Consider the following 22,218-nt stretch of genomic DNA (forward strand, 5'->3'; position numbering starts at 1 on the left):
CCTCCGAAGATAATATTTCCAACAACGGAATTTAAGGGAGTGCTAACGCACTCCCTTTTTTCATGGTACAACGGAATCCACCCCGCTCATTACGGCTTCTCGACATGCTCCCCATCATCTGGTTTGCTTGCGGACACTCCACCAACAGGATTCCCCATGCGTCCCCTAATTTTTGATAACCGTTTTGTACGCGAACTCCCCGGCGATACCGACGGAATTAATATGCCACGTCAAGTGTATGATGCACTGTGGTCAAGCGTGCAACCCACGCCGGTAGCCAATCCGCAATTGCTGGCGTACTCATCCGAAGTCGCCACGCTATTAGGTTGGACAGATGCCGACATGCAACACCCCGATTTCGCGCAAGTATTCGGCGGCAACCAGCTCATGACAGGAATGCAACCCTACGCCGCCTGCTACGGCGGGCATCAGTTCGGCGGCTGGGCAGGACAATTAGGCGACGGACGTGCCATGAGCCTCGGCGAAACCATCAACAACGCGGGCGAACGTTGGGAATTGCAACTCAAAGGCGCAGGTTCCACTCCCTATTCACGCCGCGCTGACGGACGTGCCGTGTTGCGATCCTCCGTGCGCGAATTCCTGTGCAGTGAAGCCATGCATCACCTCGGCATTCCTACTACGCGTGCCCTGAGCCTGGTCGCAACCGGCGATGGCGTGGTACGCGATATGTTTTACGATGGCAACCCACAAGTCGAACCCGGTGCAATCGTGTGTCGTGTCGCCCCTTCCTTCATCCGCTTTGGCAATTTTGAGTTGCCCACCTCACGCGGTGATATTGGTTTACTGGAACAATTGGTGGATTTCACCATCGCCCGCGATTACCCCGAACTGCACGGCGATACGCAGGAAAAACGTGGGCAATGGTTCTTAGAAATCTGCCGCCGCACAGCGGTGATGATTGCGCACTGGATGCGCGTCGGCTTCGTGCATGGTGTGATGAATACCGACAATATGTCGATTCTCGGCTTAACGATTGATTACGGCCCCTACGGCTGGCTGGAAGATTACGACCCCATGTGGACACCTAACACCACCGATGCGCAGGGCAAACGTTACAGCTACGGGCAACAACCTTACATCGGTCATTGGAATCTGGCACGTTTAAAAGATGCGCTGAAACCGGTGATCAGCGATGTCAGTGTGTTGGATGCCGGTTCGCAAGTATATGCCGATACTTACAGCGAAACTTTCGGTACGATGCTAGCGGCGAAATTCGGAATTCGGGAACTTTCCGATGAAGATGCACCATGGATCAATAGCGCGTTTGAGCTGTTGCACAAAACGGAAGTGGACATGACGCTGTTCTTCCGCAACCTTGCGATGCTAGACGTGCAACAACCGACACTCACACCACTCTACCCCGCTTTCTACCGTGACGACCTATTGCAACGCAATCATGCCGAGTGGGATAACTGGTTACAGCATTATTGCCGACGTTTACAACAGGATAATTTGCCAACAGGTGAACGTCAGCAGCGCATGAATGCGGTTAATCCACGTTTCGTGCTACGCAACTACCTCGCACAGCAAGCGATTGACCAAGCAGCCAGCGGGGATAATAGTCTCATCACGGAATTGTTAACAGTCTTGCGTCATCCCTACGACGAGCAAGCGCAATACGCAACATTTGCCGAAAAACGCCCTGAATGGGCGCGGCATAAGGCAGGGTGTTCTATGTTGTCTTGTAGCTCATAACAGGAAAGTCGTTTGCTACTCAGACGCCGGAGGTTTACGTAATGGCAAAGCACAGAAGGTTGTGCATTGCTTATTGTTACCCACGTTAACTTCAACCTCTTGTTGCCCTTTGGGTTCGGGTGGCTTGGTTTCCACCCGAATGCTGGATTTAGGCTCGGCTAAAGGCACACCTTCATTAATAGGTGCCGCATCAGGTGCTTCTGCCTCTGTTTGTTGCTTAAATGGATTGATACCAGATACTGCACCCACCATCGTTTCAGAAAAGTTTGCACAACCCGATACGGTTAAACTTACCAACAACACCAGCATACCTGCCAATGTTTGAGAGGATGTTTGTTTCATCACGCTTGATCTCCTTACTTTACCCGACACATCGGGCGTTTTTCACACAAAGTAACGCAAGTGTAGCAGTAAAGAGACAATACGTTGGTTGATTTTATTGATATATTGCGCAATACATACAAAAAATGTATTTGGGTACACGACCTATGGTTTAGACTCCAACTGATCGGGGCGTACCGGTGGATTTAATTCCGCTTCTGCCCAATCAATATCCACTTGCTCACCCGCGTTATTGAACAACGGTAGCTCATAATCATTCCAGCCACGTACCCCTGTTTTCATGGAATACACCTGCTGATAGCCCATCAAACGTAACGTTAATGCCGCCAATGCAGTACGATTCCCTGAACGGCATACCAATACGACCGGCTTATCACGAGCTTGTACTAATTCAGGAATCGTGTCGGAATACCCCCAATCGCAGGATGCTTCCAAAATACCACGCGGTACATGCAAGGCGTTTTTGATATGAGCAGCCGCGTATTCATCCGCTTCACGAATATCGACAATGAGCAGATCAGGATTGCTCACCTGCATTTCCTCAACATCCCACGGCATGACTTCTTGAATATGCAGCAGTGCATCAGCGACCAACGCTGCAAAGGTTTTTTCTGTCTTCATAATAGTCTCAGGCAGATTTAATTCTCAGCGTTAGCCGCTTCCACACGGATACCATGTTCCACTGCCATCACAGCCGCCGTGATGCGCGAACTCACATTCAATTTACGTAAAATAGCTTTCACATGCAGTTTGACAGTGCCATCCGATATACCCAAGTTGCGGGCAATAACTTTGTTGCTCTGACCTTCTGCTAGCAACGTCAGGATTTCGTATTCACGTGGTGTCAGCTCGGAAAACGGGTTAGCAATTTTATCTTCATTAGCACGTGCATCCCCGCCTTGCACTACTCTAGCCAATACGGGGGCAAGTTCGGGCGCAACCACCGTTTTACCCGCCACGATTTCACGCAAGGCCACGACCAGTTCATCTGGCTCAATATCTTTGAGCAAATAACCGCGTGCCCCGCTGCGTAACGCTTCTACAAGGTCATTTTCATTACTGCTAGTCGTCAACATGACCACTCGCAAATTAGGGGTGTTCTTGCGTAACTGGCGTAATACGCTGAGGCCATCCATTTGTGGCATCCGCATATCCAGCAATACAATATCGGGTTCGAGGCTCAGCGCAGCCGCCAGCCCCTCATCACCGCTGCCGACCGCAGCTACCACACGGATACCCCGCCGTGTCAGCAAATCTTCCAAACCTGCACGAAACAGGGTGTGGTCATCAATCAACAATACTTTTTCGTTCATGTGGGGTCGCTTGTTACTGTGGTCATCAGAGCGGGTTACACGCCAAATAAGTCAGAGAGCTTTTTGGTTGGCGGTGCATCGAAGTTCAATTGTATCAGTGTACCCTCACCCGGCTCACTTTCAAACTGTATCTCACCACCGATCTTTTCGGCTCGCTCCTGCATAATGCGTAAACCGATATGTTCGCCAGTGGTTGGGTTCGGTTCAGGCAAAGGATCAGGCAAACCAATACCATCATCTTCCACCAAAATACTGCATTTTCCTTCTTCGCTACTGTGCAAGAGCAGACGCACGGTGGATGCTTGGCTATGCTTACGAATATTGGTAAGTGCTTCTTGCACAATCCGAATCACTTCAATTTCCGCTTCACGGGACAAATCTTTTAGCGCCCAATTGTGATAGAAAAAGACTTCCATGCCAGTTTCTTGGCGGAAACGCTCCGTCAGGCGCTCAACGGCACGTAAAATACCTTTACCATCAATCGGCGCACGGAAATCCGTGATCAGACTGCGTAGTTCCGCGTAGGCTTCGTCAATCGTGTTTTCCAACACCTCCAACTCATGCCACATATCGGCTTCCGCCCCCCGATTGAAAGAGTCATCCAACAACCGGACTTTGAAACGCAAACTGGCAAGGGTTTGTGCCAATGAGTCATGCAACTCGTGTGCCATACGAGTGCGCTCTTCCATAATAGACAGGGTGCGCATGTCTTCATCGCTATTGGCTTTCTCAATCGCCATACCCAAATGCTGACCGATGCTCAGCAATAATTCATCGTCTTCCAGTTTGTCATAACGCCCTTGACGAATGAATAGATTATAAACACCCAAAATTTTATCGCGGTATTGCAGCGGAATCGCCAGCATTTCCAAATCTTGTTTACCCGCACATAAGGGCTTGCCTAAAATCACATTGCATTGTGAAACATCGCCACGCACTTTAATTTCACGTTCACTGGCAGCTTTACCACATAAGCAACTGGGTAATGGCAAAGTTTCTTCAGACTTTAACGCAGCGGCATTCAAACCAATACTAGACACTAAACGCATATTGCCTTCACGATCCAGCAAACGCACTGTGGCCGCTTCTGCGTGCACCACATCGGTCAGGGTATACAAAAAACGCTTGAGTAAATCTTCCAAACTATCGGCACGATTAACGCAGCTTGCGACTTCGTAGAGAACGCTAAGGTGACGCTTTTTCTGGGCAAGGTATTTTTCCTGCCGACTCATGCGTTTTTGCTGCACCCGTGACAGCGCCTGATAATCTTCAGTAATCGCGTTGATTTGCTCCCGAATTTTACGCGACGGGCAACTTTTTCCTGAAATCGGCATCCTCGCACTAAAATCACCCTTACGTAAGCGAATCGCCCAACGGGATAATTCCGCGCCAAATTTAGAAAACTCCCGCCACACCCAAAACAGCAACGATAAAACCCCAGCACCCGCAATAAGCCACAAACCGGTCATCACCGGGGCAATCCACTGATACTCCGCTTTACTACTGGTTGCCCAAAAATAGACTGCGCCAATTACCGTAAACGTGAAAAATAGCACCATCAGGCTCACCTGCGCCTGCCAAGGCAAATCAATCACCGGGCGGCCCTCCTGACTCGCCCAATAACTGTCGCGCGAAGCCGTAGCAGCAGCATCGTCAACCTCTACCTGCTGATGCAGTGTGGTGGGAATGGGGAGTTTGACGACGCTTTCTTGCATGAAATTATGCCTGTGGTGGACGGTAGTTAGGGTCATTCGGGTTAATAAAGACAAACTCCAGTTTACCGTCAATTTCCACGTAGTCCAGCGTCATGCCTGCGACTAAAGGTTGGGAGGCATCATCCACCACTAATGTCACACCTTCGGATTCCATTTTTTGGTCACCTGCTTTTTCCTGGTCATCAAAACCCATCAGGTAATGAAATCCGCCATCCGGCTTTGTCTGGATAGCAATGCGTAACGGCAAGCCAATGGCATTGCCTTGTACCGAAGCAGTACGAACCTGGGTAGCGGCGGCGGGAGTAACTGTGATCATGCAGTAGTGTTCCTTTGAGTCTGGCGGATAAATTCAACAAAACGCTGCGCCCAGCGAAATTGCGAGGTGTCGCGCATGTGCGTGTAAGAGGCTAACAAATTGCGGTAGACCCAGCCATCGTGTTGACCGTCGATGCCAGTACCGCGCTGCATACGGTAGGCGAATTTACCCGTCGCGGTCAAATTCTCAAGGCGCGAATAGTGGAACTCGTGGGCATTGATAGTGTGCAACGGGTCGCCACCCGGCCACGGCATGTCAGCGGTTTCCTGTAATTTCACGTAACCCCTGCCCTGTGGCTTGGGGTGCATCACCGCATCGCCGGGAATCACACCCACCATATCCACCTGCTGCCCGTTCCAGATGAGACTGCGGGACAGGTACATCAAGCCGCCGCATTCGGCGTAGGTGGGCAAGCCGTTGTCGATAGCGGTGCGGATGGATTCACGCATGGATGCATTCGCCGCGAGTTGCTGCATGTGGGTTTCGGGGAAACCACCGCCGATGAACAAGCCGTCAATGTCGGGCAAGGCTGTGTCTTGCAGGGTGTTGACGGGAACGAGGGTTGCACCTGCTTGTTGCAGGGCTTCGAGGTCGCCGGGGTAGTAGAAACCGAAAGCGGGGTCTTGGCAGATGCCGATGCGCAGAAACCCCGAAGAGGAAGAGGGCGTATGCAATACGCCCCTACCATCTGAACGTAGGGGCGTATTGCATACGCCCTCTTCCGCCCTTCCCGCAATCCCCAACAACATCCCCAAATCCACCTGTTCCGCCACCAGATCCCGAATCCGCGCAATCTGCGCCTCCGCCTCACCGCTCTCATTGCTCGGCATCAACCCCAGATGACGTTCCTCAATCTCCATTTCCGGGTTATTCTGCACCGCCCCCAACACCTTAATGTCGGTGTAATGCTCAACGGACTCACGCAGCTTGCTGGCATGACGCGCCCCACCCACACGGTTGAAGATAATTCCGGCAATATCCACCTCCCGATCAAATGCCTGATAACCCAGCAACAGCGGCGCTACCCCACGGGTCATCCCCCGCGAATCCACCACCAGAATAACGGGCGAACGGGTCAGTTTGGCAACGGCAGCATTACTATCAGAACCATCCAGCGCCATGCCGTCATACAAGCCCTTATTCGCCTCGATCAGCGCAATATCAGCATCCAGCGAATACTGTTGCACCGTCTGGATAATCTCATCCGGTGTCATGGTATTGAAATCGAGGTTGTAGCAAGGGCGCTGGCTGGCAGCACCAAGCCACAGCGGATCAATGTAATCCGGGCCTTTCTTGAACGGTTGCACCCGCAAGCCTTGAGCGTGCAAAGCAGCACACAGACCAATCGAAAGCGTGGTCTTGCCGGAGGATTTGTGGGTCGCGGAGATGAAGATTCTTGCCATGCACTTATTCTAACGCAGTTCAAGTATATTATTAAATGTTAATATTGACTCGGATGACTCAAACTTCCATAAATTCATACTTTTTTAGTAGGCGATATACATTGCGCTCACTAATCCCCAGCGTCCGCGCCACCTTACCGCGATGCCCGTTGAATTTATCCAGCAACAAGTGTAGGTAATGTTTTTCCAGATCATCCAGCGTCGGTATCTGTTCAAAGTCCAAACTCACGCCTTTGCTGGCAGGCTTAGCGGCGGTGGTGGATACCACACCATCACTCAGCATAATATGCCCCGGTAAAATTCGCGCTGTATCACCCGACAAGATAATCGCCCGTTCCACCATATTCTTGAGTTCACGAATATTCCCCGGCCACGGGTACGCCACCAGTTTTGCCAACGCCTCCTCGCTCAGGTGCTTGTTAACCCGCCGGGAAAAGTCGTGGTTATTGATAAAATGTTTCACCAATGCCGGAATATCGTCACGGCGTTGACGCAACGGTGGCACGTAAATGGTAAAACCATTCAAGCGATAAAACAGGTCAGCGCGGAACGTGCCTTCCTGCGACATTGCCAGTAAATCGCGGTTGGTGGCGGCCACTACCCGCACATTCGCACTCAGGTCACGAGTACCACCCAGCCGCCGGAAACGCCCGGTTTCCAATATCCGTAACAACTTGGCTTGAATCGCCGGGGTAATTTCGCCGATTTCATCCAGAAACAACGTGCCACCTTCGGCACTTTCGATCAGCCCTTTTTTCTGGCGGTCAGCACCGGTAAACGCGCCTTTTTCATGCCCGAACAGTTCCGACTCAAACAGGTTTTCCTGCATGGTGCAGCAATCCAAAGCGACGAAACTGCGGCTGGCAACTTGGCTGCGTTCGTGGATTTCGCGGGCAACCAATTCTTTGCCCACCCCACTTTCACCTTGGATCAGCACTGTCATCATGCTGGGGGCAACCGCGTCTATCATATTTTCCACTTCTTTCAAGGCGGGACTTTGCCCAATCATGAAAGATTTACGCTTTTGCACCTGCTCTTTGAGGTAGAGAAATTCCTGTTTCATGCTGTGCGCGTCCAGCACTTTGTGGATCACCAGTTGCAACTCGTCCAGATTCACCGGCTTGAGCAAGTATTCAGCCGCGCCTGCCTGCATCGCCCCGACCGCCTCCTTGACGCTGCCATAAGCGGTAATAATGATCACCGGGCAATCCCCGACCAATTGCGGCAAAATATCGCGCCCCCGCGCATCCGGTAACTGGCAATCCAGCAGCACCAGATGCGGGTCATGCTGTTGCAAATACGCCTGCGCCGCCGCCCATGAATGCACCCCGGTTGCCGCGTGCCCCATGCGGTTGAGCTGCCCCACCATCAAACGATTCAGGGTTACGTCGTCGTCAATCACCAATACCAAGGGAATCATACTGCCTCCTGAGCCACATTTTGCACATCATCCGCATCGGGGAAATGCAGCACAAATGCCGTCTTGCCCGCCGCATGTTCCGCCACCTGTATTTGCCCGCCATGTTGTTTGACCAGCGTGCGGGTAATGGTCAGCCCCAACCCCGAACCACGCTCATCATGGCGACGGCTGAAAAACGGGTCAAAAATATGCGCCAGAATCGCGTCGGGAATACCGGTGCCTGTGTCTTCCACCCGAATTTCAACCGTAGCACCCTGTTTGCGGGTGATGACACGCAATTCGCCGCCCTCTGGCATGGCGTGGAAGGCATTTTGCGCCAGATTCAGGATAATCATACGCACATCGTTATCCGCCGCGAGGATGCGCGGATTGCTGGCATCCAGTTGCAATGATTCGCCAATCCCCTGTTGTTCACGCTCGAAACGCAATAGCGACAGGGTTTCGCGAATCACACCGTTCACCTCCACCAGTTCGGGATGTCCGCTGGCAAGCGTGCCCAGTTTCATCAGGCGGCGGGTCACATCAAGGCACTGTTCCACTTGTTCATCCACCAGATGCAGGTAATCTTTCAGTTCTGTGACATTTTCCTGCGAGGTATCCAGTATCTGGTCACTGGCTTGCAGGGCAATGCGTACCGATGCCAGCGGGTTATGGATTTCGTGGGCAACGCCTGCTGCCAACTCGCCCAATGAGGCAAGTTTTTGTTCATGCGAATATTGCACCGCTTTGTCCAGATCGCGTACCGATTCAACCACCAGACATTCTGACGCAAGGTCTGCCCCGGCTGTCACCGGCAAACGTGCTGCGTAGACTTCGGTGGATAGCAATGAACCATCCTCCCGATGCAAGGTTTCCATGAATTTCAGGGTTGGTTGTTCGGCACTCAGGGTTGCCAGCGGGCAGCTACGTAACGATGGCGGGCAAGGGGTATCACGCTGGTAAGTGACCTTGTAGCAGTATTGCTGGCGCAAGGTTTCCGGGCAGGCAACACCGCATTGTTCTGCATAGGCACGGTTTGCCAGCACAATCTGGAAATACGGGTCGATCACCCGCACTCCGTCCGGCACTGCATCAATCAAACCTTGCAAGAACTGTTCGCGGCTTTGCAATACCTGATGGCTGTGTTGCAAACGTTCCGCCATGTGGTTGAAAGTGTTGGCGAGGTTTGCCATTTCATCCTTGCCACGCACTAGAACACGGGCGGCGAGGTTGCCTTGCGACAAGGCATGGCTGGCGGTATCAAGGCTGCTGATCGGTTGCAGCACATAACGCCGCATAAACCACCATGCCGCACCCGCGCTGAACAGCACTGCAACTGCCCCTGCACCGGTCAACATCAGGATATTTACCCAACCTTTCTCGCGGATCGGTGCAGCATCGTAATCCACCACCAGAATGCCGTTGACGGGGTGGGATGTGCTACTACCGTGGCATTGCATACATTCCGGCTTATTCTTGACCGGGTGGAAAGTACGCAATAGTTCACCGCCATTGTTTGGGGTAAAGAAACGGGTGACGGGTTCGAGCGGCAGGCTTGCGGGGGTACAGTCCGGGCAAAATTGCTGGATGATCGGTGCTTCCGTTTGCCCCAGCCGTTCTTGCTGCGACGCAAAGCGCACCTCACCCGCCGGATTGAGGATCATCACTTCCTTCACCCCCTCCTGCTTGCCCAAATCGCTGATAATGTCGCGCAATCCTGGCAAGTCGCGGCGCAACATGGCGCGTTCCAGCGACGATTTCAGCAACAGGCTGACCGAATGCGAGGCTTGGGTACGTTCATCCGCAATCTGCGCACTGTAGAAATAGTAAAACATCAGCAAAAAACACACCGACACCAACCCCAATACCCCAAACAGGAAGATGATAAAGCGGCGGCTCAGGTGTTGCGTAGGCATAGGCACGACATAACTCCCTTATTGGCAATAACGAGTGTAGCGCACATTATGACAAAATGTCTCGATCAACTTCTGGCGTGACAGGATGTCATTCACATTATGACATCCTGTCATGAATTCATGGTCTACAAGATCTAAAACCAACCAGAAAAACAACAAATAAATCTTTATTTATTAAATAGTTATGTTTTATTTCCAGCATCTGGCACAGTTCCTGCTGTATAGCGAGTGGATGAAGGATATGAGAGAGGAGAGAACTCGATATGCGAATGCACCATTTCCTGTTCGCACTGCTGGCTACTACCGCACAGGCGGACGAGATTACCTATATCGCAGGCACAAACCCGGCGGAACGTCCCGCCACTGCTCCCGCCATTACTGAGGTTCAGAAAGATGCGGCTTGGTACGCAACCGCGTTAACTGGCGTGGCACAACCTTACCCCGCTTCACTGCACTTTCTGGAAAATCAGGGCAACTGGTTTAGCCCCTTCACCCATGCTGGCATGACTCCGCCTTACGATCTGCGCGGCTGGCATACCGACAAGTAAAGTTCTGAAACGTAACCGTTAGTTAACCTTTCGATGGAGACTTCAAATGAAACAGTTTGTTAAAAAAACCTTGGCTATGTTGGTCGGTGTGATGCTGCTTTCCCCTGTAGTACTTGCCGAACAACAGCAAGGCATGGGCGGCATGTCGGGGATGCAAGGTATGAGTGGCATGTCGGGGATGCAGGGCATGGGTGGCATGAGCGGCATGTCAGGCATGGCTGGTCCTCAGCAAGGTATGAGTGGCATGTCAGGGATGCAGGGCATGGATGGTATGAGCGGCATGTCAGGGATGCAGGGCATGGGTGGTATGTCAGGGATGCAAGGCATGGATGGTATGAGCGGCATGTCAGGCATGGCAGGCCAACAAGGCACTTGGGTTTGGGTTCCTGACCAAACAGGCATGGGCGGCATGTCAGGGATGCAAGGCATGGATGGCATGGATGGCATGGATGGCATGGATGGCATGGATGGCATGAGCGGCATGTCGGGGATGGCTGGACGGCAGCAAGGCATGAGTGGCATGTCGGGGATGCAGGGAATGTCCGGCATGGGCGGCATGAATGGCATGTCGGGGATGCAGGGAATGTCCGGCATGGGTGGCATGAATGGCATGTCAGGGATGACTGGCATGGCAGGTCAAGGCGGCAAATGGGTTTGGGTGCCTACCCAAACTGGCATGGGCGGTATGTCGGGAATGCAGGGAATGTCCGGTATGGGTGGTATGTCCGGGATGAACGGCATGTCAGGCATGGCTGGACGGCAGCAAGGCATGAGCGGCATGTCTGGGATGCAAGGTATGGATGGTATGTCGGGCATGAACGGCATGTCAGGGATGAGCGGCATGGGTGGCATGTCTGGGATGCAAGGTATGGACGGCATGTCAGGGATGCAGGGGCAAACTTGGACACCTCCAGCAAAATAAACCTGTAACACCCTGTTACCCCTCCCCATTCCCTCGCGGGGAGGGGGCTTTTGCAGCAGGGAACGGCCAAAGGAGTCATTCATGAATTCAGGCAAAGACAAATGGTGGATTGGCGCGATAGCCCTCATTGGCGTGGTTGTCTGGGCACTCACATCCTATCTCACCTCCAGCACTAACAACGCAGCGCTTGCGCCGCCGACCGATTCAGGCAAAATCGCCGCAAGCACCACAGTCCCCCCAAAAATAGCAGCTACTGCTGCACCAGCCAATGAAGCACAGGCAGCACCAGCACAACAAGCTGCCACACCTTCGGTAACGGTCACCGACTATGGACGCGCCCACTACGACCCCATCCATTTCAAACCTGCCATCGACAAAGCCACGGATGCCGATTGCCTGAAATGCCATCAGGAAGTGTTGGATACCAACACCCGTGACGCATCCCCCGCAGGTTTAAAAAAAGTTAGCACCCTCGCGTGGTATCAAACCCTCGATACCTACGACGGCGAGCAAATGACCTTCCACCAACGTCACCTGACTGCACCTTTCATCAAAAAAGTCGCCACGATGAGCTGCACCACCTGCCATCAAGGCAATAACCCCCGCGATGAAGTATCCAACACAGCGGCTGACAGCCCAACCGATTTAACCATGCGCAAAATGGTTGACCCGAATACCTGTTTGATGTGCCACGGGCAATTCCCCTACCAGAACATGGGCTTGCCGGGGCCTTGGCATGAAAGCGGCGCAGCGTTCCAGAACAACTGTTTGCTGTGCCACGCAGCGATCCGCACCACCCGCCACAAGGTCAATTTCCTCAATGCCGCAGGGATTGAACAGGAAGGTGTTGCCAACAGCGATTCTTGCTACGGCTGCCACGGCGGACGCGCATGGTATCGCACCAGTTTCCCCTACCCACGCCACGCATGGGCGGGAGCAGGCGCAACCGTCCCTGACTGGGCGAAAGATCGCCCCACCGAATCCGACCTACGTTTCTTGATTGAAGGGAGCAAGCCATGAGTGAACCAAGCTGGCAAGACAAGCTGAAATCCGCCCTGAAGATGGATCGGCGCAGCTTCCTCAAAACCACCGCAGTCGGTTCTGCCGCCATTGCAGCCGGTGGCCTGACGCTCAAACCCAAGGAAGCCCAAGCATTTGCCTATGAACCTTACCCGCGTGATAACGACCTGACCACGGTCGTCACCAGTTGCGCCCACAATTGCGGCTCGCGCCACATGCTGGTGGCACATAAAAAAGGTGACGTAATCGTGCGCCTTTCCACCGACGATGGGCGTTACCAAAAAGGCGGAGAATTCGGCAAGGATACCTTTGAAGAGCCGCAAATGCGCGCGTGTTTGCGCGGGCGTTCCTACCGTTCGCGCCTGTATTCGCAGGAACGCCTGCTCTACCCGATGATCAGCACCGGCAAGCGCGGCGAAGGCAAATTCAAACGCGCCTCATGGGATGCGGCACTCGATCATGTCGCGGGCAAAATGGAAGAGCTGAAAAACAAATACGGCCCCACCGCCCTGCTTGACCAAAGTTACGCGGGCGCATCCTACGGCGTATTGCACAAATCCGACCAGATTGAAGGCTTGCTGGGGCGTTTCCTTGGCATGTACGGCTGCCGCACCAGTTCGTGGTCAGTGCCATCGTATGAAGGCACGAAATTCAGCTCGAAAACCACCTTCGGCACGATTGAAGACGGCAACGAAGATGACACGTTTGCGCATTCCAAACTGATCATTATGTGGGGCTGGAACCCGGCGTATACCTTCCACGGCGGCAACACCTTCTACTAATGCGCATGGCGAAGCAGAACGGCTGCAAGTTCGTGCTGGTTGACCCGCAATACACCGATTCAGCGTCTGCGTATGATGCGTGGTGGATTCCGATCCGCCCCAATACCGATGCGGCGATGATGGCGGGCATGGCGCACTACATTTTTACCAGCAACCTGCAAGACCAAAACTTCATCAATAAGTTTGTGCAAGGCATGGACGCTGGCACAATGCCCGACTGGGCGAAGGACAAGGAAAACTTCAAAGATTACATCCTCGGCAAATACGACAACACCCCGAAATCACCGGAGTGGGCAGCAGAAATCTGCGGGGTTTCCGCAGACGACATTAAGAAATTGGCGCAATTGTACGCCACCACCAAACCTGCCGCGCTCAAAGCGTCCTGGGCTCCGGGGCGCAATGCTTACGGTGAACAATACAACCGCATGGCAGCCGCATTGCAGTCCATGACCGGCAATATCGGCATTTTGGGCGGTTGTGCGGAAGGCATCGGCAAGGCATGGCACGCCGAAGGTGTCGCCTACCCTTACGACGAATTCGCCAATGTATTTTACGAATCCATCAAATCTGACCGCTGGGCGCATTGCGTATTGAACTACCCCAATGTAAAGCGCGAAGAGATTGGCTTATGGCCGGGTGGCAAAGCGGGTGATGGGGTCATTCCCAATATTCGCGGCATTTTCTGGCAAGGCTCGGACTGGTTTAACCAGCTCACCAATATCAATAAAGAAATTCAGGCAATCAACAAGCTGGACTTGGTGGTGTGCAATGACTCCACCATTACCCCGTCCGGCTTGTATGCGGATGTGCTGTTCCCTATCGCCACCCATTTTGAACGCCATGACGTGGCACTGCCATGGTACAAGGGGCATTACTATATTCACCGCCCCAAAGTGATTGAACCACTAGGTGAAAGTAAAACTGACCTGCAAATCTACACCGAACTGGCTTACCGGCTGGGCGGTGATCAGTTTGGCAAGCGTTATAATCCCAAAGCCAATCGCGATTATTTCCTCTACAACGATGCAGTGGATAACGCCTACCTGCAAGAATGGTGGGAACACAAAGTCATGGCGCATCAACACGTTGATATGTCGTGGGCAGAATTCCAGAAATACGGCATCTACAAATTCAAGCTGGATCGCCCGCACGTCGCGTTTCAGGATAACGTGGAAAAAGGCGTACCTTGGCCTACCGCATCCGGCAAGATCGAAATCTTTTCGGGGCAATTGGCGCAGTATGACGACTGGACAAAAACGGCTTACGGCTATGAAATTCCTGCCATCCCCAAATGGATTGAGCCGTTTGAGTACTTGGGCGACAAGGAAAAGACCGCCAAACACCCGTTCCATTTAATTTCGCCGCACCCGCGCCACCGCACCCATTCGATTTTCAACAATATCGGCTGGTTACGCGAAACCTATGAACAGGAAGTGACTATCAACGCTGCTGATGCGAAAAAGCTCGGTATCAAAACCGGCGATACCGTGGAAGTGTTCAATGATCGCGGCAAGGTAGTGGTTCCCGCGTATGTGACCGAACGTTGTATGCCCGGTGTGCTGGTGATCTACGAAGGCGCGTGGCTGGATCTGGATGAAAACGGTATCGACCGTTCCGGCAACCCCGACATGCTGACGCTGGACGAACCCAGCCCCGCCGGTTCGTTTGCCTATAACACGGTGCTGGCAAGCATCCAGAAAACCGACCTTGCGCACAAACCCGGTTGGGACAGGCTGGCAACTGCCCGCAGCCATGTGTTCCGGCGTGACCTGTAATCTTTCGAGGAGAATCCCCTATGGCAAACGAGCCAGTACCCAAGAATCCGGTATTACAGGACAAGGCCACGATCAAGGAAGCTATCGTGCGGCACAAAAAAGAGGTTTACACCCCTGTTGTACCTGCCCAGCAATTCGGTTTCATCCACAATAACGTCGATTGCATCGGTTGCCGCGCTTGCGAAATCGCTTGTAAGGATAAAAACGGCTTGGCTCCGGGGCCACGTTTCCGCCGCGTGATGTACGTGGAAGGCGGCACTTACCCGGCGGTGTATGCCTACAAGGTCAATATGTCGTGCAACCATTGCGCCGAACCCGCGTGCTTGCCGACCTGCCCGACGGGGGCAATCTACAAGCGCAAAAAAGATGGCATCGTCGATATTGATTCCAGCCTGTGCATTGGCTGCCGCCGTTGTGAAGCCGCTTGCCCGTATGGTGCGCCGCAATTCATCCCCGAACAGAACATCGTCTCCAAATGCAATATGTGTGTGGACGAGATTGATGCAGGGCGCAAACCGTATTGCGTGATGGCGTGCATGATGCGGGTGCTCGATATTGGCCCCATCGACAAGCTGCGCGAAGCAACTTACCCCACCAAGGCAATGGCTCCACACGAAAAGGACAAGCTGGTACGTCAGGTCAAAAGCATGGCAGACCCGGAATTGACGAACCCTTCGATCGTGTTTATCGCCCATAGCAACGGGCGGGTGGATGAACCCAAGGAGCCGAAGTAATGCAGGATATAGCCCATGACTTGCGGCTGCTGGCAGATTTGCACGCCACGGAATTGACGCGGGAACGGATACAAGCATTACGGGCAATGGAGTTTCCCGCCACCAATGAGTTTCCCCCTGAGATACCAGAAAACTTGTTGGATGAACTCGCTTGCGACTTCGCTGACATCTACCTCCACGGCAAATTCCACAGTTCTCCGCAGGAATCGGTGTGGCTGGATGATGAGGAACTGGTGTGTCAGCAACCGATGTTCGAGGTACGCGAATGGTATGCGCGGTACGGTTTGGCTGTCCCCAACTGGCGGCGCATGGCGGATGACCATCTAGTGAACCAGTTGCTGTTCGTGGCTTTCCTACTGGAAAAGGCGACGGTGGACAATAATCTGCAACTATTGGCAGAAGCTGCCCGTTTTCTGGATGAACACCTTTTGCGCTGGTTGCTACCGTTTGCACACCGGGTAGCGCAACGTTGTGCCACTGCGCTTTATGCGGAGTTGGCAGTGGAAACAGCTATGTATGTGGAACATACCCGTGACCTGCTGGCGGAAACACTCGGTGTGCCGCGCCTGAGCCATGAGGAAGTCGAAGTGCAGTTACAGGCGCAACAACTGGCAGAATCTCTCCCTCAGCCGGTGAAGTTTTACCCCGGCGTTGCGCCAAGCTGGTAAGCCATGAGTTTGTCATTGGGTTGGCTACAACAATTAAAGCGGGCGTGGACTATCCCGGAGGTGATTGCTGAACGCTGTGTCCATAGCCGTTGCGAAGTGGCAAGTTGTACGCGTTGCGTGCAGGCTTGCCCGCATGAGGCTTGGTTGCTGGACGATACCAGCTTGAAGATTGATACCGCACGTTGTGATGGTTGCGGCTTGTGTGTCGCGGCTTGTACCGAGGCGGCGTTAGGGCAAACCTTGCTGCCCGCCTTGTGGCTGCTGGAAGGCAGGAAAACATTGCTGTTTGCTTGTGAATTTTCCGAGGAAGGAATCAATGGCGATGGCGTGGTTCCCTGTCTCCATGCAGTCACTTCCAGCCTATTGCTGGAGCATTACCGGGCGGGTTATCAACAGGTGTTGTCCTCTCGCGGCAAATGTGAAACCTGCCCGCGTTATGGGGGTAGGGATCTTTTTCGGGAACGGCTGACGCAGTTGAACAAGCTGCTGGCGAGCCGGGGTGTGGCTACTATGCGGCACGCGGAAGGAAAATCCCCCCCTGCCCCCCTTTTGCAAAGAGGAGAGCAAGAGAGTGTGCTTACCCGACGCCGGTTCTTTCAGCAAGCTGTGACTTTTATGGTGGAGAAAGGCATGGAGCGGGTGGAAGCTTCTAGCCCGAAAACGGCGGTTCCGTTGCCGTGGGCGATACAACTTCCGGCGGTGACTGTAGGACAGCAGGCGTTATTCCCGTTTGTGCCAAAGCTGGATGTCGCTAGTTGCAACGGCTGTGATGCGTGCGTGCAGCTTTGCCCACATCAGGCACTGCAACTGGAAAAGCACGAGGATGGGCGGGCGCTGGCTTATCGGATTCAGGCGGAACGTTGCACGGGGTGTGGGATTTGTGCGGATGTTTGTGAACGGGATGCGGTGAAGGTTAGGCAGATGGAGGACTGCGTGGGCAGCGGGGAAATTCTGCTGGTGCAGGCAACGTGTAAGGCATGTGGCAGCCGTTTTCATTACCCGGTGGATGGCAATGCGTTGCGGCAGTATTGCAGGATTTGTTCCCATACGAACCATTATCGGCAGTTGTTTCAGGTGTATTGATTACGTAATCGTTCATAATAGTGAATGATTCTGGCTAAAAGTGTTCATTTTTCTTGGCACTTTACTGCGTAATTGTTTCGGAAACGAGGGTACACCATGACTAAATCCAACATCTTGCCGCTACTATCCTGCTGCTTTCTGGTCGCTTGCCAAACGCTTGGCACGGGAATGGCAGGTAAGGCTTCTTACTACGCTCAGCAATACCATGGTCGCCCGACTGCCAGCGGTGAACTGTACAATATGTATGCCATGACCGCCGCCCACCCCAATTTGCCTTTCGGCACGTTGCTGCGCGTAACCAACCTGCAAAACGGGCGTTCTGTCATTGTGCGGGTGAATGACAGGGGGCCTTACAAAGCGGGGCGGGTTGTTGATGTGTCGTTGGCAGCAGCGGAACAGCTTGGGCTGATTCTGCCGGGTACGGCGGAGGTGCGACTGGAAGTGGTGCTTGACTAACACACAATCAAAGCCCTGCTCGGTACGCAAACGGTTTGCCAAACACAGCACAAACTCACGATGCGCGTCATCATCATGGCTATAACTGATAAAAACCTAGATTGGCTGAGACATAATCCGTCAATTCCCCTGTTCAAAATCCCTGCTGGATTAATAGCAGGATTTAGGCAAGGCTGAAACCCATAAACTAGGTAAATACGACCTGTGCAACCGCTCATAGGCTGGCAGGCAACCCACCTTTCCGCTAACATTCCGCCCAGACTAATGCAGCACTGGAATATGCCCTATTCGAGACATGGCAATTTTTCATAAACGGGATAAAATCCGAAGATGCAAAAGTCGGCTGGATGAGGCAGACGTCGATCCGTTGCTACCGGTTGCAGAAACGTCTGGACCTTATCCAGTTGACACCCAAACGCTGCGCATCGACCTTCACAAAAAGGAAACACATGGAAGCACAACCCAAAGATCCTCATACCGTTATTGTCAGTTTGCGTGATAAAGCGGATACCTACACCTGCGACATTAACGCGGGCAAGCACCAAATGGTTGCCGACGAACCCGTACCGCTGGGTGGTGATGACTTAGGGGCTGCGCCATATCAATACCTAAAAGCTGCATTAGGCTCATGCACTGCCATGACCATCCGCATGTATGCTGAGCGCAAGAAATGGCCCGTCGAAAACGTCATTGTCACCTTGCGCCACAGCCGCGATGCCAATAAACAAAGTGCGTTTGAGCGCGACATCCAAATTCTCGGTGAACTTACCGCTGACCAGCGCGAACGTTTGTTAGACATTGCCGACCGTTGCCCCGTTCACAAAACCTTGAGCCACGGTGCTACTATTCTCAGTAAACTGATTGATTAACCCTGTTGAAGAAGCCTCATGTTACACATTTACAACAGCCTGACCCGCCAGAAAGAAGTCTTCAAACCCATCGAACCCAGACAAGTACGCATGTACGTGTGCGGGATGACGGTTTACGATTACTGTCATTTGGGTCATGCACGGGTCATGGTGGTCTTTGACACGGTATACCGTTACCTCAAAACCAGTGGGTACGCAGTGGAATACGTCCGTAATATCACTGACATTGACGATAAGATCATCAAACGTGCGGCTGAAAACGGCGAGCCGATGGACGTGCTGACCCAACGTTTCATCGATGCCATGCACGCAGACGAAGATGCACTCAACGTCTTACGCCCTGATGCCGAACCCCGCGCTACCGGTAACGTCCAGGAAATGCTGGACATGATTCAGGTCTTGCTCGACAAAGGCATGGCATACCAAGGCAAAAACGGCGACGTGTATTACGATGTCTCCAAATTCGCAGGCTACGGCAAACTCTCCGGGCGCAAGCTGGACGAGTTACGGGCTGGCGAACGGGTTGCTGTCGATGAAATCAAAGATGACCCGCTGGATTTTGTCTTGTGGAAAGCAGTAAAACCGGGCGAACCGGCATGGGATGCGCCTTGGGGACAAGGACGCCCCGGCTGGCACATCGAATGCTCCGCCATGTCGCAAAAGCTGCTGGGGGATCATTTTGACATCCACGGTGGCGGCAGTGATTTGCAGTTCCCGCACCATGAGAACGAAATCGCCCAAAGCGAAGGTTGCACGGGGCATAAGCACGTCAATTACTGGATGCACAACGGCTTCATTCGCGTCAACGATGAGAAGATGTCGAAGTCGCTGAACAATTTCTTCACGATCCGTGAAGTCTTGAAAGACTACAAAGCCGCTGAAGTGCGTTTTTTCATCTTAAACAGTCATTACCGCAGCCAGTTAAATTACGGCACTGATCAGTTGGATGCAGCGCGGGCATCGTTGTCACGCCTGTACACCGCTATCCGTGGTTTGCCGGAATCAGGGCCTGCGGCTTACACCTATTATGAAAACCGTTTCATTGCCGCCATGGATGACGATTTCAACACACCAGAAGCCATTGCTGTACTATTTGAACTCGCCAGTGACATTAACCGTATCCGTAAAACTCAAAGTGATGCGGCGGCAGCAGCTCTTGGGGCATTGTTGCAACGCCTTGGTAATGTGCTCGGTTTATTGCAAGATGACCCCGAAAGCTGGTTCAAAGGCTCAGCAGATGCGGGTGGTTTGGATGATGTGGCGATTGAAACCCTGATTCAACAACGCCTAGATGCCCGCAAAGCCAAACAATGGGCAGAATCCGACCGCATCCGTGACGCACTCAAAGCACAAGGCATTATTCTGGAAGACGGTGCGAACGGCACAACCTGGAAACGAGTATAAACATGAAAAACATTACGATTATTGGGGCAGGTTTTGCTGCCCTGAGTGCGGTACGCGCATTACGCCAGCACGATAAGTCAGTAGCAATCACCGTGATTGCACCGCGTGCGGAATTGCACTATTTGCCGGGAATTATCTGGATTCCCAATGGTTTGCGTACCCGCGAAGATTTGACCGTACCGCTGGCTAACTTCTTCAAGCGCATGGACGTCAAATTCCACCAAGGCAATGTTACAGGGCTACGCGATGGCGGGCGAATTGTTGAAACCGATCAGGGGGATGTCGCTAATGATGGCCTGATCATCGCATCTGGCGGACGCTTCATCAAAAAACTGCCCGGTATCGAACATGCCATTACCCCCTGCGAAGGCATCAGCGCAGCGGAGAAAATCCGCGACCGCTTGAAAGAAATGCAGGGTGGCACCATCGCCGTGGGTTTCGCAGGCAACCCGAATGAACCAAGTGCCATGCGGGGCGGCCCCATGTTCGAGTTTCTGTTTGGTATTGATACCTTGCTGCGCCAGCAAAACCGCCGCGACAAATTCCACTTGGTATTCTTCAGCCCTGCCCCGCAGCCCGGCAATCGCCTTGGCCCCAAAGCCATGTCCGGCTTACTCTCTGAAATGGGTAAACGCGAAATCGAAACGCACCTTGGTCACAAGATGAAAAGCTTTACCGCTGAGAAAGTGACGACCGAAGGTGGCGAATTCAACGCTGACCTGATCCTGTTCATGCCGGGCATGACGGGCAATCTGTGGTTCGACAACACCACCCTGCCCCGTTCTGCTGGCGGCTTGCTCCAAGCCAACCAACATTGCAAAGTAGACGGTTGGGACAAGGTTTACGTAGCGGGTGATTCCGGCAGTTTCCCAGGCCCCGACTGGATGCCCAAACAAGCACACATGGCGGATTTGCAGGCAGAAGCTGCGGCTAAAAACCTGCTAGGTGAGTTAAATGGTGGCTCCACCAATGCAACATTCAAGGTAGAACTCGTCTGTATCGTCGATTCAGTCAATAAAGGCACCTTGGTCGCACGAACTGAAAAACGTTCACTGGTATTACCGTCTTGTCGCGTATTTCACTGGATGAAACGCGGCTTTGAGTGGTGGTATCTGCGGCAGTACCGTTAATGCCCAACCAACAACTTCGTAGCAAAAAGAAAACCCTGCTCAGTTGGAGCAGCGGTAAAGATAGTGCGTGGGCGTTACATGTGTTGCAACAAGACCCTAGCATTGAACTGGTTGGCTTGTTTACGCTGATTGAGCAGAAACACAACCGTGCTTCCATGCACGATACCCGTATCGAAATGTTGCATCGTCAAGCAGAAGCAGCGGGGTTGCCGATTGAGTTAGTGTTCTTGCCCGATGAATGCAGCAATGATCAATACGATGCCATCATGCAGGAATACATCGCTACTGCGGCTCATCATCAGGTGGAATGCATGGCCTTTGGTGATCTGTTTGTGAATGAAATCCGCCAATACCGCGAACGGCAACTGCAAGGCAGCGGCATTAGCCCGCTGTTCCCACTGTGGGGTATGTGTACGCGGTATTTGGTCGAAGCCATGCTTTCTGCAGGGTTACACGCGCACATTAGCAGCGTTGACCTGAATAAGCTTCCGGCACATATTGCTGGCAAACGTTGGTCTAAAGACGTGATTGCCAGCTTCCCTGATGACTGTCATCCGTGTGGGGAAAACGGTGAAATTCATACTGTGGTAGTGGCTGGCCCCATGTTCAAAAAACACATTCCGGTAAATGTCGGTACGGTTATTGAGCGCAATGGGTTTGCTTATGCGGATATTATTCCATTGGGCTGATACGTATAAAAACGCAAA

The 22,218-nt window shown here is 52.9% G+C and carries 22 protein-coding genes and 1 pseudogene; 14 read left to right on the plus strand and 9 right to left on the minus strand.

What is annotated here, in order from left to right; all coding sequences use genetic code 11:
* Window positions 1-156: 156 nt before the first annotated feature.
* Window positions 157-1,716, plus strand: a complete 1,560-nt coding sequence (locus tag BLV87_RS11510; protein ID WP_093068840.1) for a protein adenylyltransferase SelO — start codon at window positions 157-159, stop codon at window positions 1,714-1,716.
* Window positions 1,717-1,731: 15 nt separating this feature from the next.
* Here BLV87_RS11510 and BLV87_RS11515 read toward each other — a convergent pair whose 3' ends face one another.
* The 8 genes from BLV87_RS11515 to BLV87_RS11550 form a co-directional block, all read right to left on the minus strand.
* On the minus strand, window positions 1,732-2,058 hold the full coding sequence (locus BLV87_RS11515) for a hypothetical protein (protein ID WP_093068842.1): 327 nt from the start codon (window positions 2,056-2,058) through the stop codon (window positions 1,732-1,734).
* Window positions 2,059-2,202: 144 nt separating this feature from the next.
* On the minus strand, window positions 2,203-2,679 hold the full coding sequence (locus tag BLV87_RS11520) for a rhodanese-like domain-containing protein (protein WP_093068843.1): 477 nt from the start codon (window positions 2,677-2,679) through the stop codon (window positions 2,203-2,205).
* Between the two features lie 17 nt (window positions 2,680-2,696).
* Window positions 2,697-3,371 (minus strand): response regulator, encoded by a 675-nt coding sequence (locus BLV87_RS11525; protein ID WP_093068845.1) that lies wholly within the window; start codon window positions 3,369-3,371, stop codon window positions 2,697-2,699.
* A 35-nt stretch (window positions 3,372-3,406) separates the two neighbouring features.
* The gene (locus BLV87_RS11530) at window positions 3,407-5,086 is read right to left on the minus strand and encodes a GAF domain-containing sensor histidine kinase (protein ID WP_093068846.1); all 1,680 of its coding nucleotides are present in this window, start codon (window positions 5,084-5,086) and stop codon (window positions 3,407-3,409) included.
* A 4-nt stretch (window positions 5,087-5,090) separates the two neighbouring features.
* Window positions 5,091-5,402 carry a HesB/IscA family protein gene (locus BLV87_RS11535; protein WP_093068848.1) on the minus strand — a complete coding sequence of 104 codons (312 nt, stop codon included), beginning with the start codon at window positions 5,400-5,402 and terminating at the stop codon, window positions 5,091-5,093.
* Complete coding sequence (locus BLV87_RS11540; protein WP_093068849.1) at window positions 5,399-6,805, minus strand: cobyrinic acid a,c-diamide synthase CobB; 1,407 nt, start codon at window positions 6,803-6,805, stop codon at window positions 5,399-5,401. Before BLV87_RS11540 ends, BLV87_RS11535 begins: the two co-directional genes overlap by 4 nt.
* 58 nt (window positions 6,806-6,863) lie before the next feature.
* Window positions 6,864-8,225, minus strand: coding sequence for a sigma-54-dependent transcriptional regulator (locus BLV87_RS11545; protein WP_093068851.1), 1,362 nt, complete (start codon window positions 8,223-8,225; stop codon window positions 6,864-6,866).
* Window positions 8,222-10,120 carry an ATP-binding protein gene (locus BLV87_RS11550; RefSeq protein ID WP_093068852.1) on the minus strand — a complete coding sequence of 633 codons (1,899 nt, stop codon included), beginning with the start codon at window positions 10,118-10,120 and terminating at the stop codon, window positions 8,222-8,224. The genes BLV87_RS11545 and BLV87_RS11550 overlap by 4 nt, the downstream gene beginning before the upstream one ends.
* 263 nt (window positions 10,121-10,383) lie before the next feature.
* On the opposite strand from BLV87_RS11550, the gene BLV87_RS11555 reads away from it, so the two are divergent.
* The 9 genes from BLV87_RS11555 (at window position 10,384) to BLV87_RS11595 (ending at window position 18,108) form a co-directional block, all read left to right on the plus strand.
* A complete protein-coding gene (locus BLV87_RS11555; RefSeq protein ID WP_093068854.1) occupies window positions 10,384-10,668 on the plus strand; it encodes a hypothetical protein in 285 nt (94 codons plus the stop codon).
* 46 nt (window positions 10,669-10,714) lie between these two features.
* Window positions 10,715-11,590, plus strand: coding sequence for a hypothetical protein (locus tag BLV87_RS19385; RefSeq protein WP_175517917.1), 876 nt, complete (start codon window positions 10,715-10,717; stop codon window positions 11,588-11,590).
* Between the two features lie 81 nt (window positions 11,591-11,671).
* Window positions 11,672-12,610: a hypothetical protein gene (locus BLV87_RS11570; RefSeq protein ID WP_093068855.1), complete on the plus strand. Its 939-nt coding sequence runs from the start codon at window positions 11,672-11,674 to the stop codon at window positions 12,608-12,610.
* Entirely contained in the window at window positions 12,607-13,392 is a 786-nt protein-coding gene (locus tag BLV87_RS19985) for a molybdopterin-dependent oxidoreductase (RefSeq protein WP_281241320.1), read from the plus strand. Before BLV87_RS11570 ends, BLV87_RS19985 begins: the two co-directional genes overlap by 4 nt.
* Before the next feature lie 5 nt (window positions 13,393-13,397).
* Window positions 13,398-15,167 (plus strand): molybdopterin-containing oxidoreductase family protein, encoded by a 1,770-nt coding sequence (locus BLV87_RS19990; RefSeq protein WP_281241321.1) that lies wholly within the window; start codon window positions 13,398-13,400, stop codon window positions 15,165-15,167.
* A gap of 20 nt (window positions 15,168-15,187) precedes the next feature.
* Window positions 15,188-15,901: a 4Fe-4S dicluster domain-containing protein gene (locus BLV87_RS11580; RefSeq protein ID WP_093068857.1), complete on the plus strand. Its 714-nt coding sequence runs from the start codon at window positions 15,188-15,190 to the stop codon at window positions 15,899-15,901.
* Window positions 15,901-16,569, plus strand: coding sequence for a TorD/DmsD family molecular chaperone (locus BLV87_RS11585; protein WP_093068858.1), 669 nt, complete (start codon window positions 15,901-15,903; stop codon window positions 16,567-16,569). The genes BLV87_RS11580 and BLV87_RS11585 overlap by 1 nt, the downstream gene beginning before the upstream one ends.
* Before the next feature lie 3 nt (window positions 16,570-16,572).
* Entirely contained in the window at window positions 16,573-17,652 is a 1,080-nt protein-coding gene (locus tag BLV87_RS11590; protein ID WP_093068860.1) for a 4Fe-4S binding protein, read from the plus strand.
* 96 nt (window positions 17,653-17,748) lie between these two features.
* Entirely contained in the window at window positions 17,749-18,108 is a 360-nt protein-coding gene (locus BLV87_RS11595; RefSeq protein WP_093068861.1) for a septal ring lytic transglycosylase RlpA family protein, read from the plus strand.
* Between the two features lie 9 nt (window positions 18,109-18,117).
* Here the strand turns inward: BLV87_RS11595 and BLV87_RS20070 are convergent.
* Window positions 18,118-18,198: pseudogene (locus tag BLV87_RS20070) on the minus strand (hypothetical protein); the annotation flags it as partial.
* 359 nt (window positions 18,199-18,557) lie between these two features.
* Here BLV87_RS20070 and BLV87_RS11600 point away from each other — a divergent pair.
* From BLV87_RS11600 to BLV87_RS11615, 4 genes are read left to right on the plus strand one after another with little or no spacing between them, the layout of a single operon-like run.
* The gene (locus BLV87_RS11600; protein ID WP_093068863.1) at window positions 18,558-18,977 is read left to right on the plus strand and encodes an OsmC family protein; all 420 of its coding nucleotides are present in this window, start codon (window positions 18,558-18,560) and stop codon (window positions 18,975-18,977) included.
* An 18-nt stretch (window positions 18,978-18,995) separates the two neighbouring features.
* The gene (cysS, locus tag BLV87_RS11605) at window positions 18,996-20,381 is read left to right on the plus strand and encodes a cysteine--tRNA ligase (RefSeq protein ID WP_093068864.1); all 1,386 of its coding nucleotides are present in this window, start codon (window positions 18,996-18,998) and stop codon (window positions 20,379-20,381) included.
* Window positions 20,382-20,383: 2 nt separating this feature from the next.
* Window positions 20,384-21,511: an NAD(P)/FAD-dependent oxidoreductase gene (locus BLV87_RS11610; RefSeq protein ID WP_093068866.1), complete on the plus strand. Its 1,128-nt coding sequence runs from the start codon at window positions 20,384-20,386 to the stop codon at window positions 21,509-21,511.
* Entirely contained in the window at window positions 21,511-22,200 is a 690-nt protein-coding gene (locus BLV87_RS11615; protein WP_093068868.1) for a Dph6-related ATP pyrophosphatase, read from the plus strand. The genes BLV87_RS11610 and BLV87_RS11615 overlap by 1 nt, the downstream gene beginning before the upstream one ends.
* Window positions 22,201-22,218 lie beyond the last annotated feature (18 nt).

Origin of the sequence: Thiothrix caldifontis, from assembly GCF_900107695.1 — a bacterium.
GTDB lineage: Bacteria > Pseudomonadota > Gammaproteobacteria > Thiotrichales > Thiotrichaceae > Thiothrix > Thiothrix caldifontis.